Annotated in this window: 14 protein-coding genes; 7 read left to right on the top strand and 7 right to left on the bottom strand. The window is 74.2% G+C overall.

Translation table 11 applies throughout. The annotated features are described in order from the left end of the window. Positions 1-91 precede the first annotated feature (91 nt). From ACFY00_RS13770 to ACFY00_RS13755, 4 genes are all read left to right on the top strand, one after another. Positions 92-475 (top strand): hypothetical protein, encoded by a 384-nt coding sequence (locus ACFY00_RS13770; RefSeq protein ID WP_388030804.1) that lies wholly within the window; start codon positions 92-94, stop codon positions 473-475. After that, positions 475-1587 (top strand): hypothetical protein, encoded by a 1113-nt coding sequence (locus ACFY00_RS13765; protein ID WP_388030801.1) that lies wholly within the window; start codon positions 475-477, stop codon positions 1585-1587. Before ACFY00_RS13770 ends, ACFY00_RS13765 begins: the two co-directional genes overlap by 1 nt. Before the next feature lie 82 nt (positions 1588-1669). Then, the gene (locus tag ACFY00_RS13760) at positions 1670-2059 is read left to right on the top strand and encodes a roadblock/LC7 domain-containing protein (RefSeq protein WP_388030799.1); all 390 of its coding nucleotides are present in this window, start codon (positions 1670-1672) and stop codon (positions 2057-2059) included. Positions 2060-2151: 92 nt separating this feature from the next. After that, entirely contained in the window at positions 2152-2526 is a 375-nt protein-coding gene (locus ACFY00_RS13755; RefSeq protein WP_285737700.1) for a hypothetical protein, read from the top strand. Between the two features lie 31 nt (positions 2527-2557). Here ACFY00_RS13755 and ACFY00_RS13750 read toward each other — a convergent pair whose 3' ends face one another. From ACFY00_RS13750 to ACFY00_RS13725, 6 genes are read right to left on the bottom strand one after another with little or no spacing between them, the layout of a single operon-like run. After that, positions 2558-4357 carry a glycoside hydrolase family 36 protein gene (locus ACFY00_RS13750; protein ID WP_388030797.1) on the bottom strand — a complete coding sequence of 600 codons (1800 nt, stop codon included), beginning with the start codon at positions 4355-4357 and terminating at the stop codon, positions 2558-2560. A gap of 42 nt (positions 4358-4399) precedes the next feature. After that, complete coding sequence (locus ACFY00_RS13745) at positions 4400-5416, bottom strand: ABC transporter ATP-binding protein (protein WP_388030795.1); 1017 nt, start codon at positions 5414-5416, stop codon at positions 4400-4402. Then, entirely contained in the window at positions 5413-6399 is a 987-nt protein-coding gene (locus ACFY00_RS13740; RefSeq protein ID WP_388030793.1) for an ABC transporter ATP-binding protein, read from the bottom strand. The genes ACFY00_RS13745 and ACFY00_RS13740 overlap by 4 nt, the downstream gene beginning before the upstream one ends. Then, positions 6396-7385 (bottom strand): ABC transporter permease, encoded by a 990-nt coding sequence (locus tag ACFY00_RS13735; protein WP_388030790.1) that lies wholly within the window; start codon positions 7383-7385, stop codon positions 6396-6398. Before ACFY00_RS13735 ends, ACFY00_RS13740 begins: the two co-directional genes overlap by 4 nt. Further along, positions 7382-8350, bottom strand: a complete 969-nt coding sequence (locus ACFY00_RS13730) for an ABC transporter permease (RefSeq protein WP_388030789.1) — start codon at positions 8348-8350, stop codon at positions 7382-7384. The genes ACFY00_RS13735 and ACFY00_RS13730 overlap by 4 nt, the downstream gene beginning before the upstream one ends. A 16-nt stretch (positions 8351-8366) precedes the next feature. After that, positions 8367-10103 (bottom strand): ABC transporter substrate-binding protein, encoded by a 1737-nt coding sequence (locus ACFY00_RS13725; RefSeq protein ID WP_388030787.1) that lies wholly within the window; start codon positions 10101-10103, stop codon positions 8367-8369. Positions 10104-10336: 233 nt separating this feature from the next. On the opposite strand from ACFY00_RS13725, the gene ACFY00_RS13720 reads away from it, so the two are divergent. Further along, the gene (locus tag ACFY00_RS13720) at positions 10337-11782 is read left to right on the top strand and encodes an aminopeptidase P family protein (RefSeq protein ID WP_388030784.1); all 1446 of its coding nucleotides are present in this window, start codon (positions 10337-10339) and stop codon (positions 11780-11782) included. A 185-nt stretch (positions 11783-11967) separates the two neighbouring features. On the opposite strand, the gene ACFY00_RS13715 is transcribed toward ACFY00_RS13720, so the two are convergent. Beyond that, a complete protein-coding gene (locus ACFY00_RS13715; protein WP_388030782.1) occupies positions 11968-12996 on the bottom strand; it encodes a nitronate monooxygenase in 1029 nt (342 codons plus the stop codon). A gap of 150 nt (positions 12997-13146) precedes the next feature. Between ACFY00_RS13715 and ACFY00_RS13710 the strand changes: the two genes are divergently transcribed. Further along, positions 13147-13653 (top strand): hypothetical protein, encoded by a 507-nt coding sequence (locus ACFY00_RS13710; RefSeq protein WP_388030780.1) that lies wholly within the window; start codon positions 13147-13149, stop codon positions 13651-13653. Beyond that, positions 13650-14192 (top strand): hypothetical protein, encoded by a 543-nt coding sequence (locus ACFY00_RS13705; RefSeq protein WP_388030778.1) that lies wholly within the window; start codon positions 13650-13652, stop codon positions 14190-14192. The genes ACFY00_RS13710 and ACFY00_RS13705 overlap by 4 nt, the downstream gene beginning before the upstream one ends. The last annotated feature ends 83 nt before the right edge of the window (positions 14193-14275 follow it).

Genomic DNA, 14275 nt, shown 5'->3' with positions numbered 1-14275 from the left:
CGGTAGCGTTGCGTCCTGGTCAGACTACCGCAGGTGAAGGCGGTGAAGGCGACGCACCGTGCCCCCGCACGGTGGGGAGGGAACGCAGTACGTGCCCGGGATCGAGGAGTGCCTTGCCGAAGCCATGGGGATCACCGGTGCCCTGGGGGTCAGCCTGGTCGACTGGACCAACGGCCTGGCCATAGGCACCGCCGGTCTCGGCCCCGACGGCGACCACGAGGTCGGCGCGGCCGACGCCACCGAGCTCGCCCGGGCCGTCACCCAGACCCCCTCGTTCGCCGACCCGGACACCGGCGCGCCGCCCGCCGAGGACGTCATCGTCACCTCGGCGGCCAACTACCACCTGCTGCGCTTCGTCCCCGCGCCCTTCGACGCCAACGTCTTCCTCTACCTGCGACTGGACCGGAACACCGCCAACCTGGCGATGGCCCGGCTGCGCCTGGCCGCCATCGCCGACCGGCTGGTGCTCTCCTGATGCGGCCCGCCGACACCCTCGTCCCGACGGCCACCGCCCTCGTCCCACCCGTGCCGCCCGTGCCGCCCGTGCCGCCCGCCCCGTCGATGCCGTCGGTGCCGCCGCTGCTGGTGGCCTCCCCGCTCTCGCTGCGCCGACCGGCGACCGCCGCCGGGCCGTTCGGACCCGCCACCGAGGTCCCCGGCCCGTACCTGACGGCCGGGCCCACCGGACCGGCCGCCGCCCCCGCGGCCGCCCGGCACCGGACCCACGCCGCCCCGCTGCCGCGCCGCCGCCGCTCCAGCTGCGCGCCCGCCACCACCTTCGAGGCCGCGCTGACCGACCTGGCCGCGGACGGCTCCACCGGCGCGCTGCACGGCCCCGGCGGCGCGGTGCACCTGGCGGGCGGGCTGGTGGTGCACGCCGAGGCGCCCGCCGCGGCGACCGTCGGGCACCTGCTGACCGGCGCCGGACGGATCACCGTGCGCGCGTGGGAGGACAGCCTGCTGCTGGGCGCCGGGCGGCTCGCCGAGTACCTGCTGGACAGCGGCCTGGTCGGCGCGGGCGAGCTCGAACTCGCCCGGCTGGCCGCCACCTTGGACGGCGCGCAGCAGGCACTGGCCCAGCCCGACGGCGAGCTGCGCTTCGACCCGGCCGCCCGCCCGGTCTTCCGGCTGGGCCGCCCGCTCTCGGTGCTGGAGCTGCGCGGCGCGGTCGGCCGCCGCCGCGCGCTGCTGGACGCCTGCTGGCCGTCCGCCGACCTGGACCGCGCCCCGCTGCGGGCCACCGGCGCCGCCCCGACCCGCCGCACCGCGGTGCCGCGCCACCGCCGGCAGGCGCTGCTGGCCGCGGCGGACGGCACCCGCACCGCGCCCGAGCTGGCCCGGCTGCTGGGGCGCTCCACCTACGGCACGCTGCTGGACGTCCGGCAGTTGGCCGCCGCGGGGCTGCTGACCGCCCCCCGGCCGGCCGCCGTCCCCGACCCACCCCCGACCGCCGTCCCGCCCCCGGCCGCCGTGCCGCCGGCCGCGCTGCCGGACGTGCTGCTGCCGCCCGCGCCGCGCTCCCACGACTCCTCGGACCCGGAGGTGGGCCTGCTGCTCCGACTACGCGCCGCCCTGGAGGCCCTGTGACCGCCACCCCGTTCGCCCGACCCGTCCCGCCGACCGAGTCATGAAGCGGACCTTTCGACAACTGACCGCGAGGAGGACCCCCGTGCTGCCGGAAGCCGAGGTGAAGGCCGAACTGCAGGGCCTGCGGGCGAGGATCCCGCACCTGACCGGTTCGCTGGTGGCGACCATCGACGGCCTGGTGGTGGCGCACGACGCCGCCGCTCTGGAGGCGGAGGGCGTGGCCGCGCTGACCGCCGCCGCGCTGGGCGTGGGGTCGCGGCTCACCGAGGCGACCGGGCAGGGCGCCTTCCGGGAGCTGATCACCCGCGGCGAGCGCGGCTACACCGCGACGTACGCGGCGGGCGCGTACACGGTGCTGACCCTGCTGGCCGGTTCGCAGGCCAACGTGGGGCGGCTGCACCTGGAGGCCCGCCGGGCCGGGGCCCGGATAGCGGCCCTGGCCGACGCCGACCTCGACCGGACGACCTTCTGACCCCCGACGCTCATCCCATCCCACGGCGCACCCGTCGCACCAGAGACCTGACGGGGCGTCAGTTCCTTTCACGGAAGAGGTACTTGGAAAAAATGGCTGCTGTGGAAACTGCACTGAAGGACCTGATGGCCGCGATCGACGGCACCATCGGCGTCGCCCTGGTCGACTACAACAGCGGGATGGCGCTGGGCACCATCGGCGGCGGTCCGGAGCTGGACCTGAACGTCGCGGCCGCGGGCAACACCGACGTGGTGCGGGCCAAGCTGCGCGCGATGGAGCTGCTGAACCTGAACGAGGCGATCGAGGACATCCTGATCAGCCTCTCCACCCAGTACCACCTGATCCGGCCGCTGACCTCGCGCACCGGCAAGGGCCTGTTCCTGTACCTGGCGCTGGACCGGAACCGGGCCAACCTGGCGATGGCCCGGCACCAGTTGAAGAAGATCGAGGCCGACCTGGAGGTCTGAGGCCCCGGCCCCTCCCGGTCCTACCTGCGTCCTACCTGCGCAGGGTGAGCAGACCCCCGGTGGGGACGCGGACGGACAGCTCCGTCCCCCCGACCGGGGTCTGCGCCCGGGCGACCGTCCCGCCCCGGCAGTCCTGGACCAGCAGGTCGACGGTGCCGGGGGCGCGGTCGAACCCGATCCGCACCAGGGTGTCCTGGTCGGCGTTGGCGACCAGCAGCAGCTCCCACTCGCCGCGGGCCCGCAGCGGCAGCGGCGCGTACCGGCCGAAGGCCAGTTCGGCGCCGTTCCGGGCCTCGATCACGGGGTAGGCCAACTCGGGGCGGTGCGGGCGCAGTTCGCCGCGCTGGAGCAGGGTGCGGTGCTCCTTCATGACGCTCAGCCAGAAGGCCAGGGCGGTCAGTTGCCCGGCGCTCTGGGCGGTGAGGTCGACGGAGACCTGGGCGGTGGCGAACAGCACCGACTGGAGCAGGACGGCGATCTGCTCGGGGCTCTCCTGCGGGTGCCAGGTCAGCGGGTCGGCGTGCACGGCGAGCGGTCCGGCGGTGAGCCGCAGGTCGGCGGTGCGGACGCGGTTCTCGACCGCGCCATGCGGGCAGTCGGTGGCCCGGACCATGGTGGCGTAGGGCCACAGGCCGGGACCCTGGTAGTCCTGGCGGTGCTCGACCAGGACGTCGGGGCGGGCGGCCCGCAGCCGGGCGTCGAGTGCGGCCAGCAGGCGCTGCACGCCCTCCGCGACGGTGACGCAGTCCGCTTCCGGCGTGGCGGTGTCGAGGGCGGCGCCGGGCGCGGTGCCGGGCGCGGGCCGGTGGGCGAAGGCGTCGATGAAGTCGATCTTGAGGCCGTCCACGCCGTGCCGTTCGACGGCGGCGGCGAGCCGTTCGACCTGGTGGGCGCGGACGGTGGGGCTGCGCGGGTCGAGCAGGAAGGTCTCCAGCGGCGGCAGGTGGGCGAGGGTGTGCCCGGCCAGCCGCTGCGCGGCGGCGCTGCGGTCGCCGACGAACGGGAGGGCGTACCAGAGCAGGTAGGTGAGGCCGAGGGCCCGGATCCGGCGGACGTGTCCGGCGAAGTCGGGGAAGTCGCGCGGGGCGGGCCGCCAGTCGCCGGTGGTGGCGTAGGAGCGGGTGCGCTCGTCGGTCTGCCAGCCGTCGTCGACGATCAGCGTGCGGAAGCCGAGCGGGGCGGCGAGTTCGGCGAGGCGTTCGACGTCGGCGGAGGTCATCGCCAGGTGCAGCGCGTACCAGGTGCAGAAGACCGGCTCGAACGCGGCGTCGGGGACGGGCCGGACGGGGGCGAGGGTGGCCCACCAGGCGGCCGACTCCCGTACGGTGTCGGCGAAGTGGCGTCCGCTCAGGTCCAGGCGCAGGGCGAGGCGCGGGCCGTCCTGCTCGACCCACCAGCTGTAGCGGCCGGTCTCCTCGACGGCGCCCTCGCCGATGGTGACGGGGCGGACGAGTTCGCCGACCGCGAAGGTGCACAGGGCGGCGTCGCCGGGGCCGACCAGGCTGCCGACGGGGGCGCCCTTGGGCAGCGAGGCCTCCCGGGGCGTGGCCCAACTCGGGGGCAGCCAGCGGGTGTTGGCGTGGGGCGTCCAGTAGCCGGTGGCGCCGGTGCAGGGCAGTTGCCACTCGATCCGCAGCCGGGCGCCCGGGGCGTCGGTGGCGGCCTCGACCAGCAGCACGCCGGGGCCGCCCGGTGCGGTGACGGTCACGGCCGGTGCGGTGTCGCCGCCGACGGCGGTGACCCGCAGCGCGAGCGGTCCGGCGTCGACGGTGCGGGTGGTCTCGGTGCGGCCGGACGGCGGTGCGGAGCCGTCCCAGGACAGCGCGGTCACGCGGTGGTTCCTTACGTCGTGGGCGGGTCGGTCGCGGTGGGGCTACGCCTCGGGGAAGTGGCAGGCGACCTGCCGCCCGGGCCCGTGGAGGGCGAGCGGCGGGGCCTCGGTCCGGCAGAGCTCCCGCGCCTTGGGGCAGCGCGGGTGGAAGGTGCAGCCGCCGGGCGGGTCGGCGGGGCTGGGCGGGTCGCCGAGCAGCACGATGCGTTCGCGGGCGCGTTCTGCGGCGGGGTCGGGCAGCGGGACGGCGGAGAGCAGCGCCTTGGTGTACGGGTGGGCGGGGTGGTCGTAGACCTGCCGCTGGTCGCCGATCTCGACGATCCGGCCGAGGTACATGACGGCGACGCGGTGGCTGATGTGCCTGACCACGGCGAGGTCGTGCGCGATGAACACGTAGGCGACGCCGAGTTCGGCCTGGAGGCGTTCCATCAGGCCGACGATCTGGGCCTGGATGGAGACGTCGAGCGCGGAGACGGGTTCGTCGGCGACGACGAGTTCGGGGCGGGTGGCGAGGGCGCGGGCGATGCCGATGCGCTGGGCCTGGCCGCCGGAGAACTGGTGCGGGTAGCGCTCCAGGTGTTCGGGGGCGAGGCCGACGAGCCGGACCAGGTCGCGGACCTCGGCCTGGATCTTCTGCCTGCTCTCGCCCTGGGCGCGCAGCGGTGCGGCGACGATCTGCTGGACGGTCTGCCGCGGGTTGAGCGAGGCGAACGGGTCCTGGAAGATCATCTGGAACCGGCTGCGCAGCGGCCGCAGCCGGTGCTGCGGGGTCCGGGTGATGTCCTGGCCGCGGAAGCTGACCGTCCCGGCGGTGGGGTCGAGCAGCCGCACCAGCATCCGTCCGGTGGTGGACTTGCCGCAGCCGGACTCGCCGACCAGGCCGAGCGTCTCGCCGGGCCGGACGTCGAAGCTGACGCCGTCGACGGCGCGGACGCCGGGGCGGCGGCGCAGGGTGCCGCGCGGGCCGGGGAAGGTCATGCCGAGGTCGCGGACGCTGAGCAGGGCGTCGGGGGCGCCGGGGTCCGCGGCGTCGGTGAGCGGGGCGGTCTCGGTGGTCATGCGGTCACCTCGTCGTGGACGCACGCGCTGCGGTGGCCGTCGGCGACGGTGCGCAGCGGGGGGCGCTCGCCGGTGCAGCGGGCATCGGGTCGGGCCGCGTGGACGGCGCAGCGCGGGTGGAAGGCGCAGCCGGCGGGCGGGGCGAGCAGGGAGGGCGGGCTGCCGGGGATGGAGCGCAGTTCGGTGCCCCGTTCGGCGTCGAGGCGGGGCAGCGAGTCGAGCAGGCCGCGGGTGTAGGGGTGCCGGGGGGTGCGGAAGAGGGTGTCGGCGGGGGCCTGTTCGACGGCGGATCCGCCGTACATGACGAGCACGTCGTCGGCGACGCGGGCGATGACGCCGAGGTCGTGGGTGATCATGACGATGCCGAGTCCGCGTTCCCGCTGCAGGCGCATCAGGAGTTCGAGCACCTGGGCCTGGACGGTGACGTCGAGGGCGGTGGTGGGTTCGTCGGCGATGACCAGGTCGGGTTCGCAGGAGAGGGCGAGCGCGATCATGGCGCGCTGGCGCATGCCGCCGGAGAACTGGTGCGGGTACTCGTCGGCCCGGCGGGCGGGTTCGGGGATGCCGACGTCGCCGAGGACGTCGACGGCGCGGGCGAGGGCGGCCTTGCGGGTGCCGCCGAAGTGCTCGCGGTAGGCCTCGGCGATCTGGTCGCCGACGGTGAAGTAGGGGTGCAGGGCGGTGAGGGCGTCCTGGAACACCATCGCCATCCGGCGGCCGCGGAGCCTGCGGAGCCGTTCGTCGGGGGCGCCGACGAGTTCGGTGCCGTCGAGCCGGGCGGAGCCGGTGACGGTGGCGCCCCGGTGCAGGCCCATGACGGCGAGCGAGGTGACGGACTTCCCGGAGCCGGATTCGCCGACGATGCCGAGGGTGCGGCCGCGTTCGACGGTGAAGTCGACGCCCTTGACGGCCCGGACGGGGCCTTCCTCGGTGGTGAACTCGACCGCGAGGTCGCGTACTTCGAGCAGCGGGTGGGGGGTCATGACAGCCTCGCCCTCGGGTCGATCCAGGCGTAGACGAGGTCCACGACCAGGTTGGAGCTGACGATGAAGAAGGAGGCGAGCAGGGTGATGCCCATGATCACCGGCTGGTCGGCCTTGTTGAGGGAGTCGGCGAAGAGCTTGCCGATGCCGGGGAGGCTGAACAGCGATTCGGTGATGAGGGCGCCGGCCAGCAGTCCGCCGAGGTCCATGCCGAGCATGGTGGCGACGGGGGTGAGGGCGGGGCGCAGTCCGTGCCGGCCGACGACGCGGCGCTCGCGCAGGCCCTTGGCGCGGGCGGTGCGGACGTACGGTTCGGCCATGGTCTCGATGACGGAGTTGCGGGTCATCCGGGCGTAGATGGCGGCGTACAGCAGGGCGAGGGCGATCCACGGGAGGATCAGGTTGGTGACCCAGCCCGCCGGGTCCTCGCCGAAGGCGATGTAGCGGGGGTAGGGGAGGATCCCGGCGACGGTGACGACCAGGTAGAGCAGGATCATCGCGGTGAAGTAGACCGGCAGGGCGGCGATGCCGATGGTGCCGACCATCAGGGTGCGGTCGAGCCAGGTGCCGCGGCGCAGGGCGGAGAGCACTCCGGCGCCGACGCCGAGGACGAGCCAGAGGACGGCCGCGCCGAGGGCGAGCGAGACGCTGGTGGGCAGCCGGTCCGTCATGAGGTCCCAGACGGGCTGGGCGGACTGGAAGGAGTAGCCGAAGCAGGGGAAGTGGCACTGGACGGCGTACGGGCCGGTGCCGTAGGAGCGGCCCGCGAAGACGGCGGTGACGTAGTGCCAGAACTGGACGAACAGCGGGTCGGCCAGGCCGAGTTGCTGCCGGACGAGTTCGATCCGCTCGGTGGAGCAGTCCTTGCCGCAGAACTGGGCGGCGGGGTCGCTGGGCAGCAGGTAGAAGACGGCGAAGGTGAGCGCGCAGACCGCGAGCAGGGTGGCGGCCATCGCGAGCAGGCGCCGCAGCAGGAATCCGATCACGTCCGGCCGCCCTTCGGGTCGAGGGCGTCCCGCAGGGCGTCGCCGACCAGGGTGAAGGCCAGGACCACCAGGAACAGGCAGGCGCTGGGCAGGACGAAGAACATCGGGTCGACCTTGTAGTAGAGCACCGCGTCGGAGATCATCTGGCCCCAGGAGGGCGTGGGCGGGCGGATGCCCACGCCGAGGAAGGACAGCGCGGCCTCGGTGCCGATCAGGCCGGGGACGGCGAGGGTGACGTAGACGATGACGGTGCCGGTGAGGTTGGGCAGGATCTCGCCGAACAGGATGCGGCGGTTGGTGGTGCCGCTGGCACGGGCGGCCTCGACGTACTCGCGGTGCTTGAGCGAGAGGGTCTGGCCGCGCACGACGCGGGCGATGTAGGGCCAGGAGAACAGCGACATCACGCCGATCAGCAGGAGCACCCGGTTGACGTCCCGGGCGACGGAGAGCAGCGCGATCATGAAGATCAGGCTGGGGAAGGACATCATGACGTCCATGGAGCGGCTGATGACGGCGTCGGTGCGGCCGCCGAAGTAGCCCGCGGTGATGCCCAGGACGGTGCCGATCAGGGTGATCAGCAGGGCGGAGACGCAGGCGACCAGCAGGCTGATCTGGGCGCCGTACAGCAGCCGGGCGAAGACGTCGCGGCCGAGCATCGGTTCGACGCCGAGCCAGTGGTCGGCGCTGACGCCGCCGAGGGGGCCGCGGGGCAGGCCGCCGAGGTAGGGGTCGACGGCCTTCTTGTCGACGGCGTCCGGGGTGGTGCCGCTGATCGCGGTGAGCACCGGGGCGAGGAGGGCGGCGAGGACGAAGAAGGCGATGACGGCGGCGCCGGCCTTGGCGGTCCTCTGGCGGCGCAGGCGGTGCAGGGCGAGGGCCCGGGGGGAGGCGGGGGCGGCGGGGGCCCGGGAGGTGTCCGGGGCCCCCGCTCCCCCGGCCGGGGCCGGGGCGAGCGGGGTGGTCATGGGGGCAACTCCCGCCTTACTTGACGGACTTGAGGCCGATGGTGGCGTAGTCGATCTGGGCGGACCAGATCGGCGAGCCGAAGGCCCCGGCGACGTTGGAGCCGACCAGCAGCGGCTTCTTCTGCCACACCAGCGGGACGGCGGGCGAGGCGTCCATGATCCTGGCGTCCAGGGCGAGCCAGGCGGCGTTGGCCTGCTGGAGGTCCGACAGGTCGGCGATCCGGTCGAGTTCGGCGTTGACCTCGGGGTCGTTGTACCGGGTCATGTTGCCGTTGTTGCCCTTGTCCTTGACCTGCCGGCCGTCGTAGATCATCGGCAGGAAGGTGGCGGCCGACGGGTAGTCGGGACACCAGCCGAGCTGGGCCAGGCCGGGCTGCTTGTCCTTGTCGCCGACGATGGAGTTGACGGCGGTCGGGTCGACGGTGGTGATGGTGACGTTCACGCCGACCCGCTTCAGGGCGGCCTGGACCGCCTCGGCCTGCTGCTTGCCGCCGGTGGAGGTGACCATCTCGGTGTCGAAGCCGTTCGGCAGGCCCGCCTCGGCGAGCAGTTGCCTGGCCTTCTCCGGGTCGCCCGCGGGCTTGATCATGAAGTGGTCGACGGGGGCGCCGCTGGTGAGCGCCGGGGGCAGGTAGGTGGTGGCGACGTCGGTGAACGCCGGGCCGCCCATCGCGGCGGCGAAGGACTCCTTGTCCACCGCGTACTGCATGGCCCGGCGCACCTTGGCGTTGTCGAACGGCGCCTTGGTGGTGTTCATGTCGAGCATGGTGGTGCAGCCGCCGTTCTCGCTGACCAGCCGCTTCTTGACCTCCGGGTTGGTGAGCACCTCGGACATCTTGGCGGGCAGCAGGTCGACGTAGGAGACGGCGTTCTTGTCGTCGCCCTGGTCGGCGATCAGGCGGTCGGCGATGCCGGTGCCCTTGAGGGTCTGGTCGACGACGATCTTGTCCGGGTACGCCTTGCGCACCGGGTCGGAGTTCGGGTCCCAGTGGGTGTTGCGGACGAGCACCATGCGCTTGCCCCGGTCGTAGCTCTCGATCCTGTACGGGCCGGAGGAGACCGGGTGGTTGGAGTAGTTGGCGCCGGTCTCCTTGGCCTGCGGGACGGGCGAGAAGGTCGGCAGGGTGGCGGTCTGGGCGAACTCGGCGACCGGGCGCCTGAGGTGGAAGACGATGGTCCTGGCGTCCGGGACCTCGATGGACTCCTTGCCCAGCCGCTTGCCGCCCAGCGGGCCCTGGTAGCCGTCGACGCCGGCCAGGTAGCGGGCCGCGTAGTCGGGGCCGCCGGCCAGTTCGGGGGAGAACGAGCGCTCGACGTTGTACTTGATGTCCTCGGCGACGATCGGGGTGCCGTCCTCGTAGGTGAGGCCGTCCTTCAGGTGGAAGGTCCAGGTCCGGGCGCCGTCGCTGGGGGTGCCGAGGTCGGTGGCGAGGTCGGGTTCGACCTTGAGGCCCTCGGCGCCGGGGGCGGCCCTGAAGGTGGTCAGGGTGCGGTAGAGCATCCGGACGCCGACGTCCATGACCGGCATGGTCCAGTTGCGGGCCGGGTCGAGCTGGTCGAAGTCCTGGTTCGACAGGATGGTGAGGGTGCCGCCCTTCACCGGCGTGCCGCCGACGATGCCGTTGCCCTCGGTGACCACGCCCTGCTGGTCGCCGCTGCCGTGGTCGCCGCCGTTGCCGCCGCACGCACCGAGGCCGAGGGTGAGGGATGCCGCGATGGCCGCCGCGAGGGCGGCGTGGGAACGCCTGTTCATGTGCAACTCCGGGAATGGGGGCCGGTCTGCCGTTCAACGGGGGATCTGTGCCGCCCGGGGTCTGGCCCGCTCTGAGGTGTGACCCGTAACATAGTAATGTGAAATTGCACTGCGCAACGGAGGGGCGGGACCGTTACCGACCCGTGTCGTTGCGAGACCCGCCCAGGTGGTGCAACTTCCCTGCCCGACAAGCACGTTGACCCAGACCAGCCAGGTCAGAGGAGCCCCCGACGATGGCCGACCAGCCCACCCTGAACACCGGCAGCCACGACCTCCCGGTCACCCCCGCACTGGAGGCCTACATGGCCGGCCAGTGGGCCGCCACCCCGCTGCCCGCCGACGAGCGCGTCCCCGGCCACCCCCACTTCCCGGCCCGCCGCGACAGGCTCGCCGTCGCCTTCCCGGGCGAGCGACTCCTCGTCCCCGCCGGGCAGTTGAAGGTCCGCAGCAACGACTGCGACCACCGCTTCCGCCCGCACAGCGCCTACGCCCACCTCACCGGCCTGACCGGCGAGGAGCAGGTCGGCCACGTCCTGGTGGTCGAGCCCGACGGCGAACCCGTCCTCTACCTGCGCCCCCGCTCCGACCGCTCCGGCGGCTCCGCCGAGTTCTACCGCGACCGCCGCTACGGCGAGTTCTGGGTCGGCCGCCGCGCCGACCTCCGCGAGGCCGCCCAGCTCACCGGTCTGCGCACCGCCCACCTCGACGACCTGCCCAAGCTGTTCACCGGCTCCGTCCCCACCCGCGTCCTGACCGGCGTCGACCCGGTCCTGGACGCCCTGGCCGACCGGCCCCGGGCCGAACACACCCTGCGCGACGGCCAGTTGGCCGCCGCCCTGGCCGAACTGCGGCTGGTCAAGGACGCCTGGGAGATCGAACAGCTCCAGCTCTCCGTCGACCACACCACCGCGGGCTTCGCCGACGCCGTCCGCGCCCTGCCCGCCGCCCTGCGCCACCACCGCGGCGAACGCGTGATCGAAGGCGCCTTCAACGCCCGCGCCCGCGCCGAGGGCAACGGCACCGGCTACGAGACCATCGTCGCCTCCGGCGCCCACGCCTGCGTCCTGCACTGGATCCGCAACGACGGCCCGCTCGATCCCACCGCGCTGCTGCTCCTCGACGCCGGGGTCGAGACCGACACCCTCTACACCGCCGACATCACCCGCACCCTCCCCCTCTCCGGCACCTTCACCCCCGCCCAGCGCGACGTCTACGACCTCGTCCTCGCCGCCCAGAGCGCCGGCATCGCCACCCTCCGCCCCGGCGCCTCCTTCCGCGAGTTCCACCGCGCCGGCATGCGCGTCATCGCCGAGGGCCTCGCCGAGTGGGGCCTGCTCCCGGTCTCCGCCGAGGAGGCCCTCCACGAGGACTCCGGCCTCTACCGCCGCTACACCCTCTGCGGCAGCGGCCACATGCTCGGCCTCGACGTCCACGACTGCGCCAAGGCCCGCGCCGGAACCTACCTGGACGGCGTCCTGGAGGAGGGCATGGTCCTCACCGTCGAACCCGGCCTCTACCTCCAGCCCGACGACCTCACCCTGCCCCCCGAACTCCGCGGCATCGGCGTCCGCATCGAGGACGACCTCGTCATCACCGCCGACGGAGCCCGCCTGATGTCCGACGCCCTCCCCCGCGAGGCCACCGCCGTCGAATCCTGGATGGCCGACCTCCTGAGCTGAAATCCCGACGGCGAACGCGACACCAGGAAACGCACCACCGGGAAACGCGACACCAGGGGCGCGAGGAACTGCGCGGCCAACCGATCCCCCACAGCCAGATCGCGACGCAGGACAGCCGGTTGCACTATCCCGCGACCCCGCTGACGTGCCACTTCCGCAGCGCGCAGTTCTCCGCGCCCCTACCTTCACCCCCTCCGCAGCGCGTCCCGCCACAACTCCCGCGTGACCTCCGCCGCGCCGCCCTCGCGGGCCTCGCGGTGGGCGGTCCCCGCCCAGAGGTGCATCGCCGTCAGGTCCTCCGCCCGGCTCGCGGCAGCCCTGAGCGGCTGGGTGAGGTGGTGCACCTCCGGATACGCCGCCGGGGCGTGACCCTCGTGCCGCTCGATGAAGGCGTTGCGCAGCCCGCGGGCCGGGCGCCCGGTGAACGCGCGGGTGACGGTGGTGGCGTCCAGCTCGACGAGGGCCCGGCGGTGCGCGGCGGAGGCCCCGGACTCGTCGGTGCGCAGGTACGCGGTGCCGAGCTGGACGCCCGTCGCACCCGCCGCGAGGGCCGCGGCGATCGCCGCCCCGCTGCCCAGCCCGCCCGCGGCGATGAGCGGAAGCGACGTCACCTCCCGCACCGCGCCCAGGAGTTGCAGCAGCGGGAGGGTGCCGGGCGGGTCCTCGGCGCGGTGGGTGGCCCGGTGCCCGCCGGCCTCGGGGCCCTGGACGACCAGGGCGTCGAGGCCGAGCGCGGTCGCGGCGCGGGCCTCCTCGGGGCTGGTGACGGTGCCGAGTTGGCGGATTCCGGCCGCGCGGACGGCGGCGGCCTCGGCGGGTTCGGGCAGGCCGAAGGTGTACGACAGCCACGCGACGCCCCGGGCGGGGCCGTGCAGCAGCGCGTCGAGCTTGGCGTCCCAGTCGTCGCGGTCGGGCGGGATCACGGCGGGCAGTTCGACGCCCCGCCGCACCGCCTCGGGCCGCAGCCGTTCGCGGTAGGCGTCGACCGCTCCGGGCGCGGCGGGCGGGCCGGGGACGAAGAGGTTGACGCCGATCGGCCGGTCGGTCAACTCCCGCGTCCCGGCGACCTGTCGGCTCATCTCCTGCGCGTTCCGGTAGCCCGCGGCCAGGAAGCCGAGGCCGCCCGCGCCGTTGACGGCGGCGACCAGCGCGGGGGTGCTCGCCCCGCCCGCCATCGGTGCGGCGACCAGTGGCACCGTCCAGTCGAAGCCCATCGCGTCCCTCCGCCTCTCTTCTCTCCCCACCGCACCCGCCGCAACCCGGCCGGTCCTGCTGCGCGTCCACCCTACGTCCGCGGTCGAACCGTCCTCGACGCGACGGCCTGCTACGGTGGCGCGGCCGTCCGGAGCACAGGAGGGGTGCGCGTGGGGATCGACCGGTTCGGACCGAGGGCGCGGGCGGCGCTGGCGGGCGCGGCGCTGGGGGTGGTCGCCCTGCTGGAAGCATGGGCGGCGGTGCTCTCGGAACGCAGCTGCGAGTACCCCCTCTGCCTGCCGGACACCGAGTTGTGGCTCGCCGTGACGGCACCGCTGGTGTTCGTCGTGCTCGGCCGCCTGCTGCTGGGCCGCGCCGGGGTGGAACGGGTGTGGAGCACGGTGTACGTCGCGGGCGCGCTGTCCGTGCTGCTGCTGCGCCCGCTGACCCTGGTGACCTTCGACCTGCCGCACCCGTGGCTGCTGGCCTCCCCGTACCTGGCGGCCTGCTTCGCCGCCGCCGCCCACCTCTGCGGCCGTTCCGCGTCCCGCCTCTCGCGCCTCCTGCTGGCGGTCGGCCTGGCCGCGACCGTCCTGGTCGCCTTCCTCGCACCCTTCCCCGACGGCTCCACGCCCGTGCCCGCACCCCCCACCACCGCCGACGCCCTCCCCCGATGACCCCTCCCCCGGCGACCCTTCCCGCCCACCACCGCGCCTACCGCTACGTCGGCCCGCCGGACATCCGCGACGCGGCCCGCAGCGCCCCGCCGGGGACGCCGGTCGCCTCGGCCGCGGAGCTGTCCGCCTGGCTGGGCCGGCAGCCGGACCCGGCCGGACCGTTCACGTACACGGTGGGGACGGACGGGGTGCTGCGGCTCGCGGACCGGCGCAGCGAGCACGTGGCGTGCGCGGGCGGCGGGGCGGTGCTGGCCGCGGGCGAGATGGGCTTCGCGGCGGTGGACGGGGGCGGCCACCGGGCGGTGGAGGTGTCGAACCTGTCGACCGGCTACTGCCCGGACACCGCGTGCTGGCCCGCGGTCGCGGCGGCGCTGGAGCGGGCCGGGGCCGGGCACCCGGGCGGTCTCACCCACCCGGTGGTGTTCCGCCGGTGCCCGGCCTGCGGGGAGGTTTCCGTGGTGCAGGAAGGGTTCTTCGTGTGCGTCTTCTGCGATTCCGACCTGCCTTCGCGGTGGAACGTCGCCCCGCCGGTAGCGTGACGGGCGTCACACCGGCCCCCTGTCACACCCCGGGTGGCTGCGGGGTCAGACCTTGTAGAAGCACGGAACACACCACAAGGAGC

The sequence above is a fragment of the Kitasatospora sp. NPDC001540 genome (assembly GCF_042894345.1).
GTDB classification, from domain to species: domain Bacteria; phylum Actinomycetota; class Actinomycetes; order Streptomycetales; family Streptomycetaceae; genus Kitasatospora; species Kitasatospora phosalacinea_C.
Note: the sequence above shows the minus strand (reverse complement) of the source record. Positions and strands in the feature narration are given on the sequence as shown.

Excerpts from the sequence above, each read along its gene's own strand:
- ACFY00_RS13740 (WP_388030793.1), bottom strand. The coding sequence starts at position 6,399 with ATGACCCCCCACCCGCTGCTCGAAGTACGCGACCTCGCGGTCGAGTTC.
- ACFY00_RS13765 (WP_388030801.1), top strand. The coding sequence starts at position 475 with ATGCGGCCCGCCGACACCCTCGTCCCGACGGCCACCGCCCTCGTCCCA.
- ACFY00_RS13705 (WP_388030778.1), top strand. The coding sequence starts at position 13,650 with ATGACCCCTCCCCCGGCGACCCTTCCCGCCCACCACCGCGCCTACCGC.
- ACFY00_RS13755 (WP_285737700.1), top strand. The coding sequence starts at position 2,152 with ATGGCTGCTGTGGAAACTGCACTGAAGGACCTGATGGCCGCGATCGAC.
- ACFY00_RS13720 (WP_388030784.1), top strand. The coding sequence starts at position 10,337 with ATGGCCGACCAGCCCACCCTGAACACCGGCAGCCACGACCTCCCGGTC.
- ACFY00_RS13730 (WP_388030789.1), bottom strand. The coding sequence starts at position 8,350 with ATGACCACCCCGCTCGCCCCGGCCCCGGCCGGGGGAGCGGGGGCCCCG.
- ACFY00_RS13715 (WP_388030782.1), bottom strand. The coding sequence starts at position 12,996 with ATGGGCTTCGACTGGACGGTGCCACTGGTCGCCGCACCGATGGCGGGC.
- ACFY00_RS13725 (WP_388030787.1), bottom strand. The coding sequence starts at position 10,103 with ATGAACAGGCGTTCCCACGCCGCCCTCGCGGCGGCCATCGCGGCATCC.
- ACFY00_RS13745 (WP_388030795.1), bottom strand. The coding sequence starts at position 5,416 with ATGACCACCGAGACCGCCCCGCTCACCGACGCCGCGGACCCCGGCGCC.